A 23,356-nucleotide genomic window follows, 5' to 3' on the forward strand; every position below is an offset into this window, starting at 1 on the left:
CTAGGGTTTTGCTCCCCTTCTTTATAAAATTGTAATCTCTTTGTTTTCTTTTTTTAATCTTTCCCCCTTTCATTAAAATTCAATAAATATTTGTTTTCAAAGGCTAAGAAAGCCAGGAATTGCCTGAATTATTAAATTTTCAGAAAATAATTGACACTCAAGGCTATTTTTGTTACTTTTATCTTGTATGATTTTAAGTCCCATTCTCTTAGACATCAAGAGAGAGGTGAGGAAGGCCAAGGGAGCTCATCATGGATAAAGGCATACCAATCCCTGGAGAGGGATGTCAATCAATACTACTTTAGATAAAAGGAGTTGATAATGAAAGAAACAAAATTCCTAGGCTTGCTGCTACTTGTGCTTTGTTTACTGTCGCTTTATCTGGGGGCTGGTCAATTTTCCCTGGCTAAGTTCTTGCAAGGTGACGCTGCTAGCTGGCTGACCTTCCAAGAATCACGTTTGCCACGAACCCTAAGCATTGTCCTAGCAGGCTCGAGTATGAGCATGGCAGGACTGCTCATGCAGACCATTACGCAAAATCCTTTTGCAGCTCCCTCAACGATTGGGACGGTCGAGGCAGCTGAACTCGGCATGCTCTTAAGCCTCTTTTTCTTTCCTTCTGCCAGTCTGGGTCAGAAAATGTTGTTTGCTTTTTGCTCGGCTATTTTTTTTACCCTTATTTTTATTAGATTTGTCAGAAAATTATCATTTAAGGAAAAGTGGCTCCTGCCCTTGGTCGGCTTGATTTACAGTGGTATTATCAGCGCTGCTGCTCAAATCATCGCCTATCGTTTCAATCTGGTCCAGAGCATGTCCTCTTGGACCCAGGGCTCCTTTTCGATGATTCAAAGACATCAGTACGAATGGCTTTTCTTGAGTCTGATCATTCTGATTGCGGTTTGGCGGCTGTCGTCGACCTTTACCATTATGAACTTGGGCGAAGATGCTAGCCACAATCTGGGAATTTCCTACTATAAAGTAGAAGGACTCATCCTCTTTTTGGTCGCCCTGACAACCAGCGTTACCATGATTACAGTGGGCTCGCTTCCCTTTTTAGGGGTTATTGTTCCCAATGTCGTCCGGACCTTCTGGGGGGATAATATGAAGAGGATCAAGGGGGCTGTTGCCCTGGCTGGGGCTGTTTTTGTCCTAGCCTGCGACATCTTAGCTCGTCTGCTGATTCGCCCTTACGAGCTCTCGGTTAGTTTGATTTTGGGCATGGTGGGTAGTATCATCTTTATTTTTCTTTTGTGGCGAGGTAGCGTCCATGAATAAGATGAAGCTTTCCAGTAAAAAAATCCTTGGACTCTTGATTCTACTAGCTCTTATCAGTGCTATTCTCTATTTTTTCCCCTTCAATCGTCCCTTGACTCTCTACGCCCTTAAATCACGCTCGCAAAAGCTTATCACCTATCTACTACTGGCTCTAGCTGCTAGTTTTTCGACCATTAGCTTTCAAACAGTGACGGAAAATCGCCTGCTGACACCCAGCATTCTGGGACTGGAGTCGCTCTATGTCCTCATGCAGACCCTTTATCTCTTTTTTATGAGTAAATTTATCGGGACGACTGCCAACCCCTTGCTGGAATTTCTGCTGGTCTTAGTTCTACAAGCTGGATTTTTCCTGGCCTTGCAGTCTGCACTCAAAAGACTTTTGGAGCAGGGCTTTGTCTTTATCCTCTTGATTTGTATGGCCTTGGGAACCCTCTTTAGAAGCGCCAGTACCTTTTTGCAGGTTCTGATGGATCCCAATGAATACGATAAGCTCCAAGGAAAGCTCTTTCCTTCTTTCCAGCGCATCAATCTGGATATTCTGCTCTTAGCTACTATCCTTATCCTCTTGGGCTGTCTCTATCTACTAAGTAAAAACTCCCTGCTCAACGTTTTTCATTTGGACAAGAAAACAGCGACCATTTTGGGAGTTGAGGTTGAGCGCGAGCAGAAAAAAATCCTCTGGGCCATTGTCCTTTTGAGTGCTACGACGACAGCCCTGGTTGGACCCATGATGTTTTTTGGCTTTATGGTTTCTAACCTGACCTATCTCTTAGTGAGCGAATACCAGCATAGGTGGCTCTTTTTAGTAGCTAGTCTACTGGGCTTTATCACTCTGGTCAACGGACAGTTGCTGGTAGAGCGGGTCTTTCAGCTACAAATCAATATTAGCATGGTGATTGAGCTAGGAGGAGGAATCTTTTTCTTCTACCTATTAGCCAAGAAAGCAAGGAGTTAGTATGCACTTAGACAATATTAGAAAATCCTTTGGTGACAAGCTCATCTTAGAAGATATTGGACTGACTATTAGTCCTGGCAAGTTTACTGCTTTTATCGGCCCCAATGGTGCTGGTAAGTCTACTCTTCTTGCTATTATGAGCCGTTTACTAAAAAAAGATCAGGGTTTTTTAAGCATCAAAGGAAAAGAAATCGAGGCTTGGAACTCAAGAGAGCTAGCCAAAGAATTAACAATTTTAAAACAAAAAATCAACTACCAGGCCAAGTTGACCGTAGAAGAATTGGTCAGCTTTGGTCGCTTTCCCTACAGCCAAGACCGTCTGACAGCAACAGATAAAGAAAAAATCGAGGAAGCCCTCCGCTATCTGGATATTCTCGATTTGCGCCAGCGCTTTATCGACACCCTGTCTGGTGGACAACTGCAACGGGTCTTTATCGCTATGGTCTTGGCCCAAGATACGGACTTTATCTTGCTTGATGAGCCCTTGAATAACTTGGACATCAAGCAAGGCGTTGCCATGATGAAGACCCTGCGTTCCCTTATCGACGACTTTGGCAAGACCATCGTCATCGTGATTCACGACATCAATATTGCTAGCCAGTATGTGGATGAAATGGTCGCCTTTAAGGAAGGGAAAGTCTTTTATCAGGGGACGACCCAAGAGGTCATGACCAAGGAGGTGCTAGATAACCTCTACGAAATGGACATCACCCTCGGCCAAATCGAGGGGAAAAAAATCTGTATTTACCGCTAATTATTTTGGAGGAATTCTATGAAACACATGAAAAAAATCTTACTTTCGATCCTGACAGCCCTGGCTGTGGTCCTTCTTGTTGCTTGTTCTACTAACAATGAGAAGAATACCAACAGTGGAAAAACTGCAGACAAGGTTACCATCAAAGACTCCCAGGGCGATACCCAGGTCCCTAGCAATCCCAAGAAGATTGTCGTCTTTGATCTAGGAGCCCTAGATACCATTCGTAACCTGGGAAAGGTTGATAGCATTGCCGGCATGCCGACCGAAACTGTACCAGCCTATCTCAAGGATTTGCCAAAGAGCATCAAAAATGTCGGAACTATGAAGGAACCAGACCTTGATGCCATTGAGGAATTGCAACCTGATTTGATTATCGCTTCTCCTCGGACAGCTGAATACCTATCCAAGTTCAAGGAAATCACCCCAACCATCCTCTTTAAGTCCAGCGAGAAGGACTACTGGGGCTCCACCAAGACCAACATTCTTTCACTAGCCAGCCTCTTTGGTGATGATGCTAAAAAGAAAGCCCAGTCTGAACTGGACAGCCTTGATAAGGAAATCGAAACAGTAGCCAGCGCCAACGAAAAGTCAGACAAAAAAGCTTTAACCCTCATGTTGAATGAAGGCTCCATGTCAGCCTTCGGTGCCAAGTCTCGCTTCTCCTTCCTCTACGATAGCTTGAAATTCAAGGCACCTGATGTCAAAATTGAAGACTCCAAGCATGGCCAAGAAATTAGTTTTGAAGGAGTCAAGGAAATCAATCCAGACCTTATCTTTGTCGTCAATCGGACCCTAGCTATCGGTGGAGATAACTCTTCCAACGAAGGCATTCTCGACAACGCCCTTATCCAGGAAACCCAGGCGGCTAAGGACAAAAAGATTGTCAACCTCACTTCCGACCTCTGGTATCTGAGTGGCGGGGGACTAGAGTCCACCAAACTGATGATTCAAGATGTCAAGGACCTGGCTGGAAAATAAGGCTAGAGCTTAAAGCAACTTATGCTATAAAAGAAAATCAGATGTTCCTATCGTGAACACCTGATTTTTTATTTTTTTCTTGTAGCCGAGGGGCTAGCAAGATTTGCTTGCTATTGATTTGAGCCTGTCTTTTCTCCTATCCCAGATACTGGTCAGTAAGGGGCCTATTGGCTACTTACTTTCTGTCTTTTTCAAAAGTTCCCGCGCCTGGGTCAGGGCAGCTTGGGTCACATCTTGACCAGCTAACATCTTGGCAATTTCGTCCACTCGTTCAGCCTGGCTCAAAAGGCGAACTTGAGAAACTGTTGAGTGGGCATCTGAAATCTTTTCGATATAGAATTGATAATCGGCAACAGCCACAACCTGGGGTAGGTGGGAGATAGCCAAGACTTGCCCATGGCTAGCAATCTTATGGATTTTCTGGGCAATGGCCTGAGCCACCCGGCCTGAAACACCAGTATCTACCTCATCAAAGACGATAGAGGTCTTGCCTTCCTGACGAGCAAAGGCAGACTTAATAGCCAACATCAAGCGGGAAAGTTCCCCACCTGAGGCCACCTTTACCAAGGGCTTAAAATCTTCTCCTGGATTGGTTGAGATATAAAACTCTATCTGCTCATTTCCCTCACGATTGAACTTACCCTGTTGGAAACGAACTTGAAAGTCTGCCTTTTCCATATAGAGATCTTGCAATTCTTGCTTGATTTCTGCTTCCAGCATTTGGGCCAAGCCATGCCTAGCCTGACTAAGATTTTTAGCCAGCCCTAATAAGACCTGCTCTTCTTTCTTTAACTCTAACTCCAAATCTTCTGAGGAGAGGTTGTTGGCTGTGAGAAGGCTGTACTCTCGGCTAATCTGCTGGTAGTAGTCCCGAACGTCATCTACCTGCCCGCCGTATTTTCTAGTGATACTATTAAGGAGGTCCAAGCGATTTTCGACCTGAAAGAGGCGACCACTGTCAAAATCAGCAGAGCCAGCTAAATCTTCCAAGTCCTTGCCCACCTCTTCCAAGATATAATAGCCTTCAGCCAGATTTTGGGCCAGGGTTTGGTAGGTCGGATCATAGTCGGAAATAGAGTCTAACTCATTCATGGCCGACCGAAGATTGGCCAGACTGGAAAAGTCCTCATTGTCCAGGAGACTATAGGCACCCCTTAGGGTATCACTAATCTGCTTATGATGACGGAGCTTTTCTAGTTCCTGCTCCAGGCTTTTATCCTCGGCTGGCTTTAAATCAGCCGCCTCAATTTCAGCCATTTGATACTCCAACATCTCAATCCGAGCCTTGTGCTCCAGCTGGTTTTTCTGCTGGCCAATCAAGCTCTTGCGCAGCTGGCGATAGCTTTCAAAACTAGCCTGATAGGCAGCCTTTAAGTCAACAAACTCTTGATTTCCAAAGGCATCGAGCAAGCGACCATGTAGCTGGGGGCGCATCAACTCTTCCTGGTCGTGCTGGCCGTGGATATCAACCAAGTACTGGCCTACTGCCCGCAAAACGGAGAGGTTGACCATTTGACCATTGATTCGGCTAACACTGCGACCATTTTGGAGAATTTCCCGCCGGATAATCAGCTCATCGGTCACCTCCAGGCCCTGCTCCAGCAAAAGCTCTTGGAGCAAGGGATTGGGCTCAATGGTGAAAAGCCCCTCAATCTCGGCTTTCTTGGCTCCATGACGAATGACATCTAGGGTAGCTCGACTGCCCAGCATCATATTCATAGCATCAATAATAATGGATTTCCCTGCTCCCGTTTCTCCAGTCAGGACAGTCATGCCCTGCTCAAAATGCAGGTTGATTTCTTCAATAATGGCAAAATTTTTGATTGAAATTTCAAGTAACATAAACTAACCTACCAATGACGAATCCGTTCGTAAATCTTTTTAGCATCCTGATTAGAAGGACTAATTATCAAAATGCTATCATTGTCTGCTAAAATACTAAAGATTTCCTCGCGAAACCTACCCAGCAAATGACGCTTGACCAGGGTACTACTACCTGGAATCAGGGTCAAGTTAATCATATTTTCCTGGAGGGCATGAGAGAGGACATTTTTTTCCACCAAGTCTAGACTACTGGCGATACTCTTGGGTAGCTCATAGATGTAGGTATTGTCCTTGAGGGGGATTTTGACAATGCCCAACTCTCGAATATCTCGAGAAACCGTCGCTTGAGTGGCTGAAAGTCCAGCCTCGCGTAGGTGCTCGACAATCTCCTCCTGGGTCTTGACAGCATGACGGTCGACAAAGCGACGAATCCGTTCTAAGCGTTCTTTTTTATTCATCCTTAAACTCCTTGTGTGCTTTTTCAACAATCTGCTCTAAAGGCGTCTGCAAGAGATTTTCTGTCTGCTGATTTTTTTCTAGATAGGCCAAAAATTCAATATTGCCCTGACCTCCCTGAATGGGAGAAAAATCCAATCCCTTGAGCGAAAAACCCGCAGCTAGACTAAAGTCCAAGGTCTGCTTTAGGACCTGGAGATGGACCTTGGGGTCCTTGACAATCCCATTTTTCCCAACCTGCTTGCGGCCCGCCTCAAACTGGGGTTTAATCAGGGCAACAACCCGACCTCCTTCAGCCAGGACTTGAGCTAGGGCTGGTAAAATCAGGCTGAGAGAAATAAAACTTACATCAATTGTTGCAAACTGGGGCTCTCGCTCAAAGTCAGAAGCCTGGGCATAGCGGAAGTTAAACTGCTCCATACTCTTGACCTTGGGGTCCTGGCGCAATTTCCAGGCTAGCTGATTGGTCCCAACATCGACTGCATAGACCAGGCTAGCTCCATTTTGCAACATGACATCGGTAAAACCGCCCGTAGAGGCACCGATATCTAAGGCCACCTTGTCCTCGACCGATAAGTCAAAAATAGCCAGGGCCTTGGCTAATTTCAGGCCCCCTCGACTGACATAGGGAAGTTTTTCCCCCTTGACCTTTAGTTCCAGACCAGCATCAATCTTCTCACCAGGCTTGTCAAAACGCTGGCCGCTAACTACCGAAACGACCAGGCCCGCCATCACGCCTCGCTTGGCCTGCTCGCGAGTCTCAAATAAGCCCTGCTTATAGGCTAGAACATCTACTCTTTCTTTAGTCATTTAATTTTAAACCTTCTATCATTTGGCGGATTACCTGCCCCTTAAAAGTGCTAGTCTGCTCTAGCTGGGTCAATAGACCCAAGACCCGCTCCAGCAGTTGATCCAGAAATTGCTGGGCCTCTCCAAGGCCCAAGAGGGCTGGATAGGTGGACTTGGCCGCAGTCAAATCTTTTTTGGGAGTCTTACCCAACTGGTCAAAATTGGCCGTCACATCTAGAATATCATCCCTAACTTGGAAAGCCAGGCCCAATAATTGGCCGGCTTCAATCAAGCCAGCCCGATCACTAGAGTCAAGCTCAGCTAAAATAGCTGCCGCTAGAAAAGGGTAGGCCAGGAGCTTGCCAGTCTTATGGGCATGAATGGCCTGTAAATCTTCCAGACTACTCTGGCTATTCTCCCCTTCCATATCCAGGACCTGGCCTGCGACCATGCCAAAACTTCCGGCCGCTTCTGACAGACTAGCCAGGAGCTCCACCTTGATCTGGCTAGGCAAATCTGCTCTCGCCACCAGGGCAAAGGGGTCCAAAAAGAGGCTGTCCCCTGCTAGAATAGCTAGGGCCTCGCCAAATTTCTTATGGTTGGTTAGCCGGCCCCTGCGGTAGTCATCATCATCCATGGCTGGCAAATCATCATGAATCAGGCTGCCTGTATGAATCAACTCCAGGGCTGCTGCTAGCTGAAAATGGGCCAGCTGCAAGTCCAGCCCCAAAGCCTCAAGCAACTCTAGCAAAAGCAGGGGACGAAGTCGCTTGCCACCAGCCTCTACCGAATACAAAATAGCCTCAATCAGGCTGGGAGCTACTTGCTTGTCCCCATAAAAATCATGGATGACTTGTTCTAAACGCTGGATTTTTTCTGCTTTTTTCATTCCATTTCCGTCTCGCTACCGTCAGCCTGCATAACCTTAACCAGAGTTTTTTCAGCCTGATTAAGGGTCTCTTGCAAATCCTTAGACAGCTTCATTCCCTTTTGAAATTCACTAATGGCGTCTTCTAGGGCCACATCACCCTTTTCCAACTTTTCTACAATCGCTTCTAATTCTGCTAAATTTTCTTCAAATTTCTTTTCTTTGGACATCTTTTACCTCTACTTCTACTTGACCATCACGCATGATTAAACGCAGCTGGTCCTTTTTCTCTATTTTCTCGACCGAGTCTAGAACTCCCTCTCCCTTTTGAACCAGGGCATAGCCTCTGGCCACAATCCGACTCGTGTCCAGGGTCAAGAGGGTCTCAGACAAGTGCTTGAATTGGTCTAGCTTTTGATCATAAATCAGGGCCATATTGCTACGCAGAAGGCGCTCTAACCGTTCCAACTGATCCTGACCAAGCTTTAGGGAAACTTCAGGGCTGAGGGCCCGCAAACGCTGACTCAAGAGCTGCCACTGTTGGTACTTATCCCGATAGAGACTTCGCATTTTTTCCAGCAGGCGTAAATCCAGCTGGTTCAACTTTTGTAAATAACCATCATACAGGCGCTCAGGCTGACGGAAAATAACCGACTGACTAAGTTTATTTAAATCCTGACGATAGCGGGTCAAGCGATTTTTCAGGGCCATAGCCAGACGATTTTCCTGCTGCTGCAAGTGAGCCAGCAGGTCTAATTTGGTGATTGGGGTGGCTAGCTCTGCAGCAGCAGTCGGGGTGGCCGCCCGGCGATCCGCCACAAAGTCAGCCAGGGTGGTATCCGTCTCATGGCCAACACTTGAAATAATCGGAATCCTTGACTCAAAAACAGCCCGGACTAGCGGCTCCTCATTAAAGGCCCAGAGGTCCTCAATCGAGCCACCACCCCGTCCGATAATCAGGACATCTAAATCCTCTCGCTCATTGGCCCTGCGAATATTATCCGCTAGCTCCTGGGCTGCTCCTTCCCCTTGGACCTTAGTCGGATAAAGGACCAGCTCCAAGCCAGGAAAACGCCGATTGATTGTCGTAATGATGTCGCGGATAACCGCACCACTAGGGCTGGTCACTATCCCAATTTTTTTGACAAAACGGGGCAGGGCCTGCTTCAAATCCGAACGAAAAAGTCCCTCATCTCCCAGCTTTTTCTTTAGTTGCTCAAACTGGATAGCCAAGGCACCAATACCGTCAGGCTCAGCCTTTTCAATAATAATCGAGTAGCTCCCACCCGGTTCATAGAGCTGAATACGACCAATGACATTGATCTTCATGCCTTCTTCCAAGTCAAAGCCCAACTTTCGATAGACTCCAGACCAGATGGTAGCCTGGATAACCGCTCCCTCGTCTTTGAGAGAGAAATATTGGTGGTTGGGGCGCTTGCGAAAATTAGAAACCTGGCCAGTCAGATAGACCCTTTCCAAATAAGGATCCCGCTCAAATTTTAATTTCAAATATTTGGTCAATAGGGAAACCGATAAATACTCTGGCATGGGGTTCCTCTCTTTAAAAATCTTCTATTTATTCAGCCTTTATTATAACAAAAAGCCCGTTTTTTTGCATTTTTTCTCACCGCTTCTGAAAGAAGTTTCAAAAACAAGCATCATTCCCCACCTTTTCTGAAATTGTTTTCCAAATTCTAGCTTATCTTGAAAACTTCTTCCAAAAAACTTATAATAATATTGTAAGCGTTTACCTATACCTATTCTTTCTTTAAAGTGAGGTTTCTTATGAATTTCAAAAAATTCTCAAAACTTGGTCAGGCATTTATGCTACCAATTTCTATTCTCCCCGTTGCTGGACTGCTGCTCGGTATCGGAGGGGCCTTGTCCAATACCAATACCATTGCCCAGTTCCCAGCTCTGAATAATCAAGTCCTGCAAACTATTTTCACCATTATGAGTACAGCAGGAAATGCAGTCTTTGCCAATATCGCCCTAATTTTTGCAATCGGTGTAGCCGTAGGTCTGGCCGAGGCTGATAAGGGTACAGCCGGCCTTTCAGCCGCCGTTTCCTACCTGGTCTTCACCGCTACAATCAGCGGTTACTTGCAGCTATTTGCAGCCAAGGATGCCAAGATTGATACGGGAGTGCTGGGAGCCTTAGTTATCGGCCTAGTGGTGGTCTATCTCCACAACCACTATCGAAAGATTGAACTCCCTTCTTTTTTAGGCTTCTTTGGTGGACCACGCTTTATCCCCATTGTTTCAGCCTTTGCAGCTATTTTCATCGCTAGTGCCTTTTATCTCATCTGGCCGCCCATTCAGGGAGGCCTGGTCGTCCTCGGTCAAAAAATAGCAGCCATGGGGTCAATCGGAAGTTTCTTCTACGGTTTCTTCCTCCGCTTGACTGGGGCCCTTGGGCTACACCATACCATCTATCCCATGTTTTGGTACACCTCTCTAGGTGGTAGCGAACAGGTTGCAGGCCAGACTATACAAGGGGCGCAAAACATCTTCTTTGCCCAGCTAGCCGACCCTAATCACACAGGCCTTTTCACCTATGGAACACGCTTTTTTGCAGGGCGCTTTGCCACCATGATTTTTGGTTTACCTGCGGCCTGCCTGGCCATGTACCACTCCATTCCCAAGAGCAATCGCAAGAAGAATGCTAGCTTTTACTCCAGCTCGGCTCTGACCTCTCTTTTGACAGGAATTACCGAGCCGATTGAATTTTCCTTCCTGTTTGTAGCTCCTTGGCTCTATGTCATCCATGCCTTTTTGGACGGCCTATCCTTCTTTGCAGCAGATTTATTGTCCATTCGGATTGGAAATTCCTTCTCCGGTGGCTTGATTGACTTTCTTATTTTCGGTGTTTTCCAAGGCAATAGCCACACCAACTGGCTCTTAGTTCTGCCACTGGGTGCTGCCTGGTTTGCCCTTTATTACTTTGTTTTCAAATTCTTTGTGACCAAGTTTAAGGTAGCCGTTCCCGGCATGCTAGCTGATAATGTAGCTCCGTCTGAGATTAGCAAAAAGAGCAATCTCTACGACCAAGCCCAGGAAATCATCACAGCGCTGGGCTCTGCCGACAATATCGAAGATGTGACAGCCTGCGCCACACGTTTGCGGGTCAGTCTCAAAGATAGCAAACTGGTCAAGCAAGACCAGCTCAAGCAAATCGGTGCTACTGCCGTCCTTGATGTCCAAGGTGGTATCCAAGCGATTTATGGCAGTAAAGCCATCCTTTACAGCCAGGAAATCAATCAGATTTTAGGACGCGAAGAATAAAAGAAACCTCTGAGACTTTGTCTCAGAGGTTTTGTTACTTTTTGCTAGTGAGTTCATTATTGTAGTCCAAGGCCAAATCCAGCCAATAGGACAAGTCCTTTTGTCCTTCGTAATCCAAGTCAAGGTAACCCTGATAGGGTCGACCTTTCATCACAGTGACCTTGACACCCTGCCTTGGCATGACTTTTTGCTGCAAGTCCTTGCCAATTCTGACCATGACTTCAACTCCGGCTCGACCACTAATGCAGACCGACATTTTCCCTCGAATCATAAAGGCCAGCCCACCAAACATCTGCTTTTCTGTGACTTCTTCTTCAAAGACAGCCGGTTCTAGCTTTTGCCCTAACAAGCTACGGACTTCCTGCGCTAGCCTTTGGCTGTAAACCATAGCTTCTCCTTAGCTTGTGTAAATATCCCAGCCGATACCGTACTTGTCCACCAGACGGGCATAGTAGCCACCAAACTGGACTTCCAGCGGCACCAAAACCTGCCCGCCCTCACTCAAGTTGGCAAAGAGGCGGTCGGCTTCCTCTCGACTTTCCGACATCAGGTTTAGGTATTGGTTGGGAATAGTGGAGACGGGCGCGGCGATTGCTCCAAAAATCCCCGTATCACAGCCGTACAAGTCTAGATTTTCCAGCTTAAGCTCTGACCACAAGACCTTATCCTGAACCTCCTTAGGAAAATCCACCGCATTGGGCAGGTCACTGACGTGAGAGATGCCTGAAATCTCGCTCTCAAAGAGCTCTGCATAAAATCCCATGGCTTCCTCAGCCTGATTATTAAAATTTAGAAAAACATTGATTTTTGTCATTTTCTTTCCTCCTAATACTAGTCTAGCATTCAAGGGAGGAATTTTCTTATTCTTAATTGCGCTTGTTGGACGAGCGAACGTCTCGCTAAGACAGGCAGATTAACTGTAATCGGCGGGTCACTAGGCAAGGGACGGCGCATCAGCAACTGCTGACTTAGCCGGCTATTTCCTTCAAAAAACAAAGCCTCATCGCTAGCCTGCCGATAATTGTGCTCCAAGACATAATTTTTGGTCAAACGTAAGTCCTCCAGCAACTCACAAGCCAAGAGATAATATGGACCATCGGGGACATTTTTAAAGGTAAAAGACCTCTGACCAGCCAAAACTGCCCCAACCACCGGTACTTCCTTGGGTAAACGCGCCTTGAAAAGCCCGACACAGGTCAAGCGAGGTTGGTAATCTGGAGGATAAATGACCTCAACAGTCAGCTCATTTTGGCTAGACAAGTTGGCATCCTGATGCAACAAGACCCCCTGCTTTGCTACCTGCTTGGTTAAAAAATCGTAAGCCAGCCGAGATTCTCGCTGATATTTTTTAGGGGAGACGCCTGTGTGCCGCTTAAAAGTATTGGAAAAACTCCCCAAACTATCATAGCCTGCCTCCAGGGAAGTAGCGGTCACCGATTGCTGTTCCTCCATGATTTCCCGAATGCCACGCCCAATCCGCAAGGCCTCAATATATTGTTTGATTGTACAGCCCAGATATTTCTTAAAAGTCCGCGACAGATGAAAAGGGCTATAATGAAACTGCTGGGCGAGTTCTGACAAGGCCAAATCTTCCTGAAAATGCTGACTCAGATAAGTCGCCACTTCTTCCATTTTTTCTTTGCTCATCCTTACTCCTCCGTCACTTTTTTCATGGCGCTAGGAATTTTGCGGCTAATATCCGTCGGAAGAACCACATAGGCTTTTTGCGAGAGCTCATCTGCGATTGCCGAATGCAAGTAGGTCGCAGCTAGCACCCGCTTGAAGAGGCTAGTCTTAGAAAATTGCCCTGCAAAGCCGGCAATCATACCCGCCAGAGTATCACCCATACCGCCTGTCGCCTGATAAGGACCACCAGCCGAGATTTGATAACAGTCCACCACACCGCTTTGGTAAAGAGTCGTTCCAGGCTTTTTCTGCACAACAATGGTCCCAGGAGCAAAGCGGTCGACCGCCTCTTGGTTGGCAGTATCAAGCTGTTCAGCAAGAGCCAAGCCGCCCAGTCGCTCCCACTCCTTCTGGTGGGGCGTAAAAATCGTTTGGGCTTGGGGAAGGGGGAGAGTGACCTTGCTAAAGAGGGAAATAGCACCACCGTCCAAAATCAAGATTTGCTGTTCCTTGACTTGCCCAAGCACGGTTTCAAGGAGCTCCAAACCCAGATCATCTTCAGCCAGACCTGGCCCTAGCAAAATAATATCAACTTTTGCAAGTTGCTCTTTTAGCCTGTCCTTATCCTTGACATCAAAGGCCATAGCCTCAGGCAAATGACTGTGGAGAGCTGGGATATTGTCCCTGTCTGTCGCCACTGTCACCAGTCCCGCACCACTATGAACAGCTGCTAAGGCTGCCATAATAATAGCTCCGCCGTAAGGATAGGTGCCCCCAATCAAGAGCAAACGCCCATAATTCCCCTTGTGACTGTCTTTTGAGCGCTCCTCAATGACCTCATTTAAAATTTTTTTATCTACTAGCTGTTTCATATTTTTGCCTCTTTTCTCTATTTTACCACAAAAGAAAAGGGCTTTCAGCAAGAAAGTCCTTTCCAACAAAAAACCTGAGCTGAGCTTAGGTTTTTGCTTCTGATTGAATTTGTTGATAGATAGCATCAGCTAAAATTTGATAACCTCTCAGCCCAAAATGTAAGCCGTCATTTTTTAGTCCCGTCATCAATGTTACCAAATTTTCCTCAGTATGGTTGAGAAAAAGCTGGTATAGATTGAGAAAGGCACAATCTGTATCAAGAGCCACCGCTTGCATCGTTTTTACATATTCTTCAATAATTGAATTTTTCCGATATTCTTGCTTACTCTCATCAACAGGTGGTGGAGAAATCAAGCACAAACTTGTATGTGGAAATTTCTCTCGAAACTGCAAAATCAGCTCGAGCAAATTCTCTTTAAACTCCATTAAAGGAACTTGCTTATGAGTTGCTAAATCATTAGCTCCAATCAAAAGAAATAAGTAATCTGTTGCCGACTGAGACAAGATGTCTGCTTCCAACCGCGCCAATAAGTCACGAGTATTATTGCCTGGAACAGCCGTATTTATAACTTGCAAATCTGCTATCTTTTGTTTAAGCAAATGATTTAAAATTGGCTCTTCATAACCTTCAAAACGAGCCGATAAACTGTCTCCCGTAATGTGAATATACATTTAATTTTTTAAACTCCGCACAGCCGCTTCATAGGTCTGCTCCATCAGCATGGTAATGGTCATGGGGCCAACGCCACCAGGTACGGGAGTAATCAGACTGGCCTTTTCTGCCACCTCGTCAAACTTGACATCACCAATAAATTTTCCCTCTTGATTGCGATTCATACCGACATCGATGACCACCGCGCCTTCCTTGACAAAGTCCTTGGTCACAAAATGGCCACGCCCGATAGCCACCACCAAAATATCCGCTTGACTGGCAATTCTTGCTAAGTGGTGGGTCCGCGAATGGGTCAAGGTCACTGTGGCATTCTTATTTAAAAGGAGCTGGGCCATGGGCTTACCCACAATATTGCTCCGTCCGATGACGACCGCCCTCTTTCCTTCTAGCTCAACCCCATATTCGTGGAACATCTCCATAATCCCTGCTGGCGTTGAAGGTATCATGACCGGGTGACCACTCCAGAGCCGTCCCATATTGATAGGGTGAAAGCCGTCCACATCCTTTTCAGGATCAATAGCCAATAAAACCGCCTCAGGATCAATATGATCTGGTAGGGGGAGCTGGACCAAGATTCCATGCCAGTTGGCATCCAAATTATACTTGGTAATTAAAAAGATTAAATCGTCCTGGCTGGTTGATAGGGGGAGTCGGACAATTTCACTCTTAAAACCAGCCGCAATAGCTGCCCTCTCCTTATTTCTCACATAAACCTGGCTAGCAGGATTGTCCCCTACAATAATAACGACAATTCCCGGGGTCAAGCCCTTTTCAGCCTTGAGCTGGGCTGTTTTTTGTGCTAGTTTGACCTGTAATTTATTTGCTAAAGCACGTCCATCAATAATATTTGCCATAAGCTTCTCATTTCTTCTTCTGTTTCCCCTCCATTATATCAAAAATTCCCCCTCTTGCCTTATAGCCTTTTTCTATAAAGGGCTATAAGGGCCTGGTCAGCCAGAGCTAAGAGCAAGAAAAGCCAAGACAAAGTCACTTGAGCCTTGGCTAGGTGTAGCGACCAAAACCGCTAAGTCCTGCTTAATGATTAGAGGACCTGGCTAAGGAAATTTCGTGTCCGTTCCTCCTTGGTCTCTTCAAAGACCGCCTGGGGACTACCATCTTCAACAATTACACCCCCGTCCATAAAGATAACCCGGTCTGCAACCTCACGCGCAAAGCCCATTTCATGGGTGACAATAACCATGGTCATACCTGACTTAGCCAAGTCCTGCATAACAGTTAGGACCTCACCGACCATTTCTGGGTCCAGGGCCGAGGTCGGCTCATCAAACAGCAAAACATCCGGATCCATGGCCAGCCCCCGCGCAATAGCAATCCGTTGCTGTTGACCACCCGAGAGGCTTCGTGGGTAGGCCTTGGCCTTATCAGGTAGACCGACCTTGTCCAACAAATCATAGGCCTTCTCTTCAGCCTCCTCCCTGGTCTGGCCCTTGGTCTTAATCGGGGACAGAGTGATATTATTAAGCACTGTCATATTGGGAAAGAGGTTAAACTGCTGAAAGACCATGCCCATCTTTTCCCGCATAGCAAAGAGATCGTTCTCCTTATCGGTAATATCCAGCCCCTCAAAAATCACCCGACCTTGACTGGCTTCTTCCAGACCATTGAGAGAACGCAGTAAAGTTGACTTCCCGCTCCCAGAAGGACCGATAATCACTACAACTTCTCCCCTAGCAATTTCCAAATCAATCCCTTTTAGAACCTCGTTGTTCCCAAAAGACTTGTGCAGCTGGTCTACCTTTAACAGGATTTCTGTCATACCCTATTCCCCCTTTCTCAACTTCTGTTCAAAGGCCTTCAAAATCAAGCTTAAAAGACTGGTCATCAGCAAGTAATAGCCTGCCGCAAAAAGCAAGGGCGTCAGGGTCAGATAGGTACTGTTTGATACAGTTGTCGCCCCATTCCAGAGCTCCATGACCCCAATGGTTGAAAGCAGCGAGCTGTCCTTGATGATGGTAACAAATTCATTTCCCAAGGCTGGTAGAATATTCTTGATGGCCTGGGGGAGAACCACATAGCGCATGGCAAGGTGAGGCCGAATCCCCAAAGAGTAAGCCGCTTCAAGCTGGCCCTTGGCAACGGCGTTAATCCCTGCCCGGACCGTCTCTGACACATAGGCCCCCGTATTCATGGAGATGATAATAATCCCCGGTAAAAGCCTAGTCAAGTCCAGCCCCAGGGCCCCAAAGGGAATGGTTGGGGCATCAAAGTGCATGAGCGCAAAAGCAATCATGATTTGTACCATCATGGGTGTCCCCCGAAAAATCCAGATATAGGTATTAGCCAACCAAACGAGCGGTCGAAACTTCGAGCGCTGGGCAAAAGCCAGCAAAACTCCTAGAATGGTTCCAAAGAAGACTACCAAGATAGAAACAAGTAGGGTAACCAGAGCCCCATAGTTAAAATAGGGGAGGTATTTCGGTAAAAAAGAAAAATCCATCATCAGCCCTCCAAAAAAAGATTTTAACTACTATATCATAAAATGTATAAAAATACAAATAGTAACATAAAAATAGCTTTGTCCTTGCAAAGCTATTGACTAGTGACTTTGATTGCTGACTGATGTTTTGAGCTGATAGCCCTAAGTCAAGCCAGCCCTTAGCCAGGAAACCATGATTAAATTTTCATTACAAACGATTGACATGTATGGCTAGGCGCTGATAAAAGCATTGCCAGAGGTTGTGAACCAGTAGAACTCCTAGACCAAGATTGAAGCGTTGGAGGGAGAGGTAAACATATACGTAAGCAATACGCTTTCTCATGTCTAAATCTAGCGTATACCTAAATCCCTCCATTTCTCTTTCATATAAATAAATTGTCAAGAGTTTATGGAATAGATAATAAAAACAAACATATAATAAGAGCTTTAATAGCCAGTAAATCCATGAGTGACATAGAGAAGGAGCTATTTTTTGTAGATGCCAGGTCGGAATGGATTTTCTTTTATCCCACTCAGGTAAAACTAAAATACAAAAGAGAAAGAACAAAACCTCTGAAACTTCCATAAAAGCATACCCACTGTCCCAGCCAGACTGGAAAGATAGAGTTCCTTTAATCCCATATTTAATGAAAAAATAATTTTCCAAAAACGGAAAGAGGTAGAATAGTAAAATCGGTCCGCCCGTCAGAAAAAAGATAAAATATTTTCGTTTGAGCCAGTTCTTGTATTTACGGCTGCGCTTGATAATCTGGGCTTTGAGATAGCTATCCTTGGGCATATTTTCTGCAATCACTTGACCGCAGTCAGGACAAATGATATACTTTTCTTCCCCCTTAAACAAGATATGTTTGCAAGCATGTTTGTTCATACTTTCTCCTTTAAAATAAGGAGCAGATTAAAAATTTAATCTGCTCAAATATAACTAGTATTCCATACCATAAAAGCGCATCATGCGAAGGCTAACACGCATATCATTATACTGAACAAGGGCTATCCAACGGTATTTGTCAATTAAATCTTTCGATAGCTTAAGAAATAAATTTGTTGACATTACCCCTAAACTGGAAATTGTGGTATTTCCAAGTCCTATAGAAAAAGCAGTAGAGTTTAACAAGAAATCTAGTATATCAGTTGTTAGACTTTCTCTGATTGTTACATCGTAATCTTCTAATTTCGTGCTCTTACGAAAAGTGGATATAAGTTCTTCTACACTTGAACAGGACTCATATAATGCTTTAAAAGTTTGAGCATGTTTATATAGATTTTTCCCGCTCTCATGGAGTTTACTTGATAACAAAGAAGCTCTGAGAGCAGTTACATTATCAAGCTTCTCAATTTTAGCAATATCAATCAGCTTTTCAGTTCCTTTTACTAAACCATTCAATGTCCTTATCGCATTTATACCATTGTAAATAGCTTCTCCTTGTTGTATTCCTTTTAGATAGGTATCATAGGTACGTCTATCATCATTTACAATCCAAGCGCTGAAATAGATATCATTTGAGTATTCTGGAACAGGTTTTTCTAGTATTCCAGATTTTATATCTACAAAGTGGGATAGATACATATATGCAGCTTCTTTTTCAAAATTTTTTGCATTTGAATCTCTATTCATATTTAGTTTTGCCATATCAAGGGCATATTCCCAACGCTCAACCATATTTTGAGCAGCTTCTTTTTCTTTTCGATATTCTTCATTATTCTCTAATATCTGATGATTGGGATTATCTATATATTCTTGTAATTCTTTATGAAATTTACTATCCTTTGGGCTTAAAGAATTAAAATCATTCAGGCTTAACCCAAATTTTTTTAAAGAAGATTCACTATATATGTGCTAGAAAGAATTTTATTTATTGTATCATCTCCATTTACTTGATTTGCATATATAACATTACTGGGCAATATACTAGAAATTATAAGCAATAAGCTGATAGCTAAATAACTTATTCATTTTAAAACTAACATAATTTTCTCCTATAAACATCTAAAATCTCCTTAGTTTAATAGACTTAAAGCAATAACCCTCCTCTCTTTACATATTGGTGTATTAAACATAGTTAGCATATCCTACTAAAATATATCATGTAAGCGTTTTCTTTGTCAAGAGTCCTTATTCTATTTTGAAACAAAATGATTTGTTTTGTCTATTTTAGTGATTGATTAGCCATGCACGGGAATCGTCTTCTAAAACCACAAAAATAGCTTTGCAAATGCAAAGCTATTTCCGATATTTATTTTTTAATACAACAATTCGTAGATTTCCATCGCAATCAAATCGATGCTATCAAAGGTAAAGGTCTCACGCGCTTCCACATCACGCAGGGTAAAGACCGAACCATTTTCCTCATCATAGTTATAGGCTACTTCCGCTACAACAATCCCATCACGCTCAAAGTTTCTCTTCAAACTACCACCATCATTAGCCATACTTTCTAGGCGGTTGATAATTCTTACTAGATGTGATTCCATTTTTGTTCTCCTACTTTCTTTATTGAGGTAGTTCTTTACCTCTCCGAGATATACACTCGAACTCATTTATGCTTCTATTTTACCATAAAAAGAAGCGGAAATACTAGTAAAAGGCTATTTTTTCTGATTTTTTCATCTTCTGACGGACATTTGGCAAAAAATCTCCTAGCTTTTAAAGCTTTCTACTTGCATTGTCTAAGAATACTGATATAATGAATTTATAAAGTTTGACTATTCTTGACCAAAGGAAGAGTCGCTTGATTATGCGAAAGAAAGAGGTAGAATGATGCTTTGTCAAAATTGTAAAATCAACGAATCTACGATTCATCTCTATACAAATGTCAATGGTCGTAAACAGCAGGTTGACCTCTGCCAAAATTGCTACCAAATCATGAAAACAGACCCCAACAACTCCCTTTTGAGTGGTTTGACCAATATGAACAATCAAAATATGGATCCTTTTGAGGATTTCTTTAAAAACTTTCAAGCCAATCAAGAAAGACCCGAGCCAACTCCTCCCACACAAACAGGCGGTGCTGGCGGTGGTCATCATGACAACCATGGTCCTAGCCAAGCAGGCAGAGCCAAGGGCCTGCTCGATGAGTTTGGAATCAACATCACAGACATCGCCCGCAAGGGAGAGATTGATCCAGTCATTGGTCGGGACCAGGAAATTACCCGAGTCATCGAAATTCTCAACCGCCGAACCAAAAATAACCCTGTCCTAATCGGTGAGCCAGGAGTTGGTAAAACGGCAGTCGTTGAAGGCCTAGCCCAAAAAATCGTCGACAAGGACGTGCCCCACAAGCTCCAAGGAAAAGAGGTTATCCGCCTAGATGTGGTTAGCCTGGTCCAAGGAACTGGGATTAGGGGACAGTTTGAAGAGAGAATGCAAAAACTGATGGAGGAAATCCGTCAGAACCAAAATATCATCCTCTTCATTGATGAAATCCATGAAATTGTCGGGGCAGGCGCAACTAGTGACGGAAGTATGGATGCAGGAAATATCCTCAAACCAGCCCTTGCTAGAGGGGAGCTCCAACTGGTCGGAGCCACCACCCTCAATGAATACCGAATCATCGAAAAAGATGCTGCTCTAGAACGCAGAATGCAGCCGGTCAAGGTTGATGAACCTAGCGTAGAAGAAACCATTACCATCCTCAAGGGCATTCAAAGACGCTATGAGGACTACCACCATGTCCGCTATACAGATGAGGCCATCAAGGCCGCAGCCCTTCTCTCCAACCGTTATATCCAAGATCGCTTCCTGCCTGATAAGGCTATCGACCTCCTGGACGAATCGGGCTCCAAGATGAACCTCACCCTCAACTTTGTGGATCCCCAAGAGATTGACAAGCGTTTGATTGAGGCTGAAAATCTCAAGGCCCAGGCTACCAGAGATGAGGACTATGAAAAGGCTGCCTACTTCCGCGATCAAATCGCCAAGTATAAGGAAATGCAAAAGGCTCAAGTCGATGACCAAAATACACCGATTATCACCGACAAGGAAATCGAAAGTATCGTTGAGCAAAAGACCAATATCCCTGTGGGTGATTTAAAGGAGAAAGAACAGTCGCAACTGGTCAACCTGGCTAGCGATCTCAAGGCCCATGTCATCGGCCAGGATCCCGCTGTTGATAAGATTGCCAAGGCTATTCGCCGCAATCGGGTCGGTCTGGGCAATCCTAATCGACCAATCGGTAGCTTCCTCTTTGTCGGCCCGACCGGGGTCGGTAAGACCGAACTCTCCAAGCAGTTGGCCATCGAGCTCTTTGGCTCGGCTGATAGCATGATTCGCTTTGATATGAGTGAATACATGGAAAAACATAGTGTGGCCAAGCTCGTTGGAGCTCCTCCAGGCTATGTCGGCTATGATGAGGCTGGCCAATTGACCGAAAGAGTCCGCCGCAATCCCTACTCACTCATTCTCTTAGACGAGATTGAAAAGGCCCATCCAGATGTCATGCACATGTTCTTACAGGTCCTAGATGACGGCCGCCTGACCGATGGCCAGGGCCGAACAGTTAGCTTTAAGGACACTATCATCATCATGACCTCCAATGCTGGAACTGGAAAGATTGAGGCCAATGTCGGCTTTGGAGCTGCTAGAGAAGGCCGAACCAAGTCTGTCCTAGGTGAGTTAAATAATTTCTTTAGCCCAGAGTTTATGAACCGCTTTGACGGAATCATCGAATTCAGTGCCCTCAGCAAGGAAAACTTGCTGGAAATTGTCAACCTCATGCTTCAAGATGTCAATGACCGTCTGGCTATCAATGGTATTCACTTAGATGTGACCGATAAGGTCAAGGAAAAACTAGTTGATTTGGGCTATGATCCGACCATGGGAGCCCGGCCGCTGAGAAGGACCATTCAGGAGCATATCGAAGATAGTATTACCGACTTCTACTTAGAAAATCCTCAAGAAAAAAGACTCAAGGCTGGAATGACTAGCAATGGGAAAATTTCGATTAAGGCCGCAAAAAAGCTAGACCCTGAAACCCAGTCTGTCTAGCCCGACTAATTTACCTTTCTCAGCCTGGCTGGGAAAGGTTTTTTCTAGCAGCTAACCAAACAAAAGGTTAGTCAAAATAGCTTTTCAATAGGCTTTTGGCCTATTTTTTGCTATAATACCAGTAAAGTAAATCCAGAAAAGAGAAACCATGAGTCATCCAACATTCGGTCAAAAGGTCCCTGGGGCTGACTATAAGAGTCGTTATGGCGTCTATGCGGTCATTCCCGATCCACAGCATGAAAAAATTATCCTAGTCCAGGCCCCTAATGGCGCCTGGTTCCTACCAGGAGGCGAGATTGAAGCGGGCGAAAATCATCTAGAAGCCCTTAGAAGAGAATTGATTGAAGAGTTAGGCTTTACAGCCCAAATTGGCCACTACTATGGCCAGGCTGATGAATACTTCTATTCCCGCCATAGAGATAGCTATTTCTACAACCCTGCCTACATCTATGAAGTCCTCTCTTTTGAAAAGAGTCAAGAGCCGCTGGAAGACTTCAACCAGCTAGCCTGGTTTCCAATCGACCAAGCCATCGACCAGCTCAAGAGAGATAGCCATAAATGGGGCATTCAAATGTGGAAAAAACAACATTCTCTGCCAGAAGAATTGCACAAATAAGCCTAGAAATGCTATAATAGAAGTAGCCTATATAGAGGAGGAAATGATATGAAGCTCATCAACACGACCAATAGCCATGCTCGACTCGTTCAAAGCCAGTTAGAAAGTACCGATGCTTCCTTAGTTGAGACCTATTCGGCTGGGAATACCGATGTGATTTTCACCCAGGCCCCGCGCCACTATGAAATATTGATTGCCAATAAGCACCGGGCTATTCGTGAACAAGAAATCGAAAAAATTCGTGAATTTTTCCTCAAAAGAAAAGTAGATACCAAGGAAATTGATGCGGCTGGAATCAAGACCATTTATGCAGATAAACTGATTGAGATTTCTATTCCTATAAAGTAAAAAAATAAGCTCTAAGGCTTATTTTTTATTTTATAGATCATGGGCAGGTGGGGCGTCCCCTCAAGAATCAAGGAAGGACCGCTAATCTCAAAACCATATTTTTGATAGAGACCTACTACCTGTTCTTGGGCCTTAATCCGAATTTGTCTGCCTGGCCATCTCCTTTCTGCCTCAGTCAGAATTTTTTCCACCAACTGGCCACCGAGACCCTGCCCCCGGCTAGTTAGACTGGTTAGGACACGACCAAAAACCAGGTCCTCCCCATCTTCAAAAAGACGGCCATAAGCATCGAGCTTGCCTGCCTCATCCCTATGAAAAATATGAAGAGCCAGCAGGTCTTGCTCATCTAACTCCTGATAAATTCGCTCCTGCTCGACAATAAAGGTCTCAATGCGTAACTTTAAGAGGTCATAAAATTCTCGACTAGTCAGCTGCTCTAGTTTTTTTACATACCACATGACTTGCTCCTTTTTAGACTTTCTTGCTTATTAAGCTTGGCTAAGCAAGTAGCCAACTATTTATTATAAGGAAAACTCCCAACTTTTAGCTCTCAAAATATATATTTTTAGGAGAGCCCATTCTAAAAGAGGG

26 protein-coding genes are annotated in these 23,356 nt (G+C 44.8%); 8 read left to right on the forward strand and 18 right to left on the reverse strand.

What is annotated here, in order from left to right; genetic code table 11:
• The first annotated feature begins 321 nt into the window (after positions 1-321).
• Genes C4K46_RS01875 through C4K46_RS01890 form a run of 4 tightly spaced genes read left to right on the forward strand, consistent with a single transcriptional unit; the run spans position 322 to position 3,965 of the window.
• Positions 322-1,275, forward strand: coding sequence for an ABC transporter permease (locus C4K46_RS01875; protein WP_209626791.1), 954 nt, complete (start codon positions 322-324; stop codon positions 1,273-1,275).
• Entirely contained in the window at positions 1,268-2,230 is a 963-nt protein-coding gene (locus C4K46_RS01880; protein ID WP_209626793.1) for an iron chelate uptake ABC transporter family permease subunit, read from the forward strand. Before C4K46_RS01875 ends, C4K46_RS01880 begins: the two co-directional genes overlap by 8 nt.
• A gap of 1 nt (position 2,231) precedes the next feature.
• Positions 2,232-2,984 (forward strand): iron ABC transporter ATP-binding protein, encoded by a 753-nt coding sequence (locus C4K46_RS01885; RefSeq protein WP_209626795.1) that lies wholly within the window; start codon positions 2,232-2,234, stop codon positions 2,982-2,984.
• An 18-nt stretch (positions 2,985-3,002) separates the two neighbouring features.
• The gene (locus tag C4K46_RS01890; RefSeq protein ID WP_209626798.1) at positions 3,003-3,965 is read left to right on the forward strand and encodes a siderophore ABC transporter substrate-binding protein; all 963 of its coding nucleotides are present in this window, start codon (positions 3,003-3,005) and stop codon (positions 3,963-3,965) included.
• Positions 3,966-4,136: 171 nt separating this feature from the next.
• Here C4K46_RS01890 and recN read toward each other — a convergent pair whose 3' ends face one another.
• From recN to xseA, 6 genes are read right to left on the reverse strand one after another with little or no spacing between them, the layout of a single operon-like run.
• Entirely contained in the window at positions 4,137-5,807 is a 1,671-nt protein-coding gene (gene recN / locus C4K46_RS01895; protein ID WP_209626800.1) for a DNA repair protein RecN, read from the reverse strand.
• An 8-nt stretch (positions 5,808-5,815) separates the two neighbouring features.
• Entirely contained in the window at positions 5,816-6,247 is a 432-nt protein-coding gene (locus C4K46_RS01900; RefSeq protein ID WP_209626803.1) for an arginine repressor, read from the reverse strand.
• Positions 6,240-7,055 carry a TlyA family RNA methyltransferase gene (locus C4K46_RS01905; protein WP_209626805.1) on the reverse strand — a complete coding sequence of 272 codons (816 nt, stop codon included), beginning with the start codon at positions 7,053-7,055 and terminating at the stop codon, positions 6,240-6,242. Before C4K46_RS01905 ends, C4K46_RS01900 begins: the two co-directional genes overlap by 8 nt.
• Positions 7,048-7,923: a polyprenyl synthetase family protein gene (locus C4K46_RS01910; RefSeq protein WP_209626807.1), complete on the reverse strand. Its 876-nt coding sequence runs from the start codon at positions 7,921-7,923 to the stop codon at positions 7,048-7,050. Before C4K46_RS01910 ends, C4K46_RS01905 begins: the two co-directional genes overlap by 8 nt.
• The gene (locus tag C4K46_RS01915; RefSeq protein ID WP_209626809.1) at positions 7,920-8,132 is read right to left on the reverse strand and encodes an exodeoxyribonuclease VII small subunit; all 213 of its coding nucleotides are present in this window, start codon (positions 8,130-8,132) and stop codon (positions 7,920-7,922) included. Before C4K46_RS01915 ends, C4K46_RS01910 begins: the two co-directional genes overlap by 4 nt.
• Positions 8,110-9,450: an exodeoxyribonuclease VII large subunit gene (gene xseA, locus C4K46_RS01920; protein WP_209626811.1), complete on the reverse strand. Its 1,341-nt coding sequence runs from the start codon at positions 9,448-9,450 to the stop codon at positions 8,110-8,112. The genes C4K46_RS01915 and xseA overlap by 23 nt, the downstream gene beginning before the upstream one ends.
• Positions 9,451-9,687: 237 nt before the next feature.
• On the opposite strand from xseA, the gene C4K46_RS01925 reads away from it, so the two are divergent.
• Positions 9,688-11,187, forward strand: a complete 1,500-nt coding sequence (locus tag C4K46_RS01925; protein WP_209626813.1) for a PTS transporter subunit EIIC — start codon at positions 9,688-9,690, stop codon at positions 11,185-11,187.
• Positions 11,188-11,221: 34 nt separating this feature from the next.
• Here the strand turns inward: C4K46_RS01925 and C4K46_RS01930 are convergent, their stop codons facing one another.
• The 11 genes from C4K46_RS01930 to C4K46_RS01980 form a co-directional block, all read right to left on the reverse strand.
• Positions 11,222-11,575 (reverse strand): TfoX/Sxy family protein, encoded by a 354-nt coding sequence (locus C4K46_RS01930; RefSeq protein WP_209626815.1) that lies wholly within the window; start codon positions 11,573-11,575, stop codon positions 11,222-11,224.
• A 9-nt stretch (positions 11,576-11,584) separates the two neighbouring features.
• A complete protein-coding gene (locus C4K46_RS01935) occupies positions 11,585-12,001 on the reverse strand; it encodes a VOC family protein (protein WP_209626817.1) in 417 nt (138 codons plus the stop codon).
• A 29-nt stretch (positions 12,002-12,030) separates the two neighbouring features.
• Complete coding sequence (locus C4K46_RS01940) at positions 12,031-12,834, reverse strand: helix-turn-helix transcriptional regulator (RefSeq protein ID WP_209626819.1); 804 nt, start codon at positions 12,832-12,834, stop codon at positions 12,031-12,033.
• Positions 12,835-12,836: 2 nt separating this feature from the next.
• On the reverse strand, positions 12,837-13,685 hold the full coding sequence (locus C4K46_RS01945; RefSeq protein ID WP_209626820.1) for an NAD(P)H-hydrate dehydratase: 849 nt from the start codon (positions 13,683-13,685) through the stop codon (positions 12,837-12,839).
• Positions 13,686-13,770: 85 nt separating this feature from the next.
• A complete protein-coding gene (locus tag C4K46_RS01950) occupies positions 13,771-14,358 on the reverse strand; it encodes a GDSL-type esterase/lipase family protein (RefSeq protein WP_209626822.1) in 588 nt (195 codons plus the stop codon).
• Entirely contained in the window at positions 14,359-15,213 is an 855-nt protein-coding gene (locus tag C4K46_RS01955) for a bifunctional methylenetetrahydrofolate dehydrogenase/methenyltetrahydrofolate cyclohydrolase (RefSeq protein ID WP_209626824.1), read from the reverse strand. It abuts the gene before it with no gap.
• A 188-nt stretch (positions 15,214-15,401) separates the two neighbouring features.
• Entirely contained in the window at positions 15,402-16,136 is a 735-nt protein-coding gene (locus C4K46_RS01960) for an amino acid ABC transporter ATP-binding protein (RefSeq protein ID WP_209626826.1), read from the reverse strand.
• A 3-nt stretch (positions 16,137-16,139) separates the two neighbouring features.
• A complete protein-coding gene (locus tag C4K46_RS01965; protein WP_209627119.1) occupies positions 16,140-16,817 on the reverse strand; it encodes an amino acid ABC transporter permease in 678 nt (225 codons plus the stop codon).
• A gap of 187 nt (positions 16,818-17,004) precedes the next feature.
• Positions 17,005-17,685 (reverse strand): hypothetical protein, encoded by a 681-nt coding sequence (locus tag C4K46_RS01970; RefSeq protein WP_209626827.1) that lies wholly within the window; start codon positions 17,683-17,685, stop codon positions 17,005-17,007.
• Positions 17,686-17,739: 54 nt separating this feature from the next.
• Positions 17,740-18,477 carry a hypothetical protein gene (locus C4K46_RS01975; protein WP_209626830.1) on the reverse strand — a complete coding sequence of 246 codons (738 nt, stop codon included), beginning with the start codon at positions 18,475-18,477 and terminating at the stop codon, positions 17,740-17,742.
• 581 nt (positions 18,478-19,058) lie between these two features.
• Positions 19,059-19,289 (reverse strand): DUF1797 family protein, encoded by a 231-nt coding sequence (locus C4K46_RS01980; protein ID WP_209626832.1) that lies wholly within the window; start codon positions 19,287-19,289, stop codon positions 19,059-19,061.
• 286 nt (positions 19,290-19,575) lie between these two features.
• Between C4K46_RS01980 and C4K46_RS01985 the strand changes: the two genes are divergently transcribed.
• The 3 genes from C4K46_RS01985 to C4K46_RS01995 all read left to right on the forward strand — a co-directional run bounded on the left by C4K46_RS01985 (position 19,576) and on the right by C4K46_RS01995 (position 22,765).
• Complete coding sequence (locus C4K46_RS01985) at positions 19,576-21,801, forward strand: ATP-dependent Clp protease ATP-binding subunit (protein ID WP_209627120.1); 2,226 nt, start codon at positions 19,576-19,578, stop codon at positions 21,799-21,801.
• A 148-nt stretch (positions 21,802-21,949) separates the two neighbouring features.
• On the forward strand, positions 21,950-22,417 hold the full coding sequence (locus tag C4K46_RS01990) for an NUDIX hydrolase (RefSeq protein WP_209626834.1): 468 nt from the start codon (positions 21,950-21,952) through the stop codon (positions 22,415-22,417).
• A gap of 48 nt (positions 22,418-22,465) precedes the next feature.
• Complete coding sequence (locus C4K46_RS01995; protein WP_209626836.1) at positions 22,466-22,765, forward strand: DUF1827 family protein; 300 nt, start codon at positions 22,466-22,468, stop codon at positions 22,763-22,765.
• Between the two features lie 11 nt (positions 22,766-22,776).
• Here the strand turns inward: C4K46_RS01995 and C4K46_RS02000 are convergent, their stop codons facing one another.
• Positions 22,777-23,223 carry a GNAT family N-acetyltransferase gene (locus tag C4K46_RS02000; protein ID WP_209626838.1) on the reverse strand — a complete coding sequence of 149 codons (447 nt, stop codon included), beginning with the start codon at positions 23,221-23,223 and terminating at the stop codon, positions 22,777-22,779.
• Positions 23,224-23,356 lie beyond the last annotated feature (133 nt).

The sequence above is a fragment of the Streptococcus oricebi genome (genome assembly GCF_017883985.1).
Lineage (GTDB): Bacteria > Bacillota > Bacilli > Lactobacillales > Streptococcaceae > Streptococcus > Streptococcus oricebi.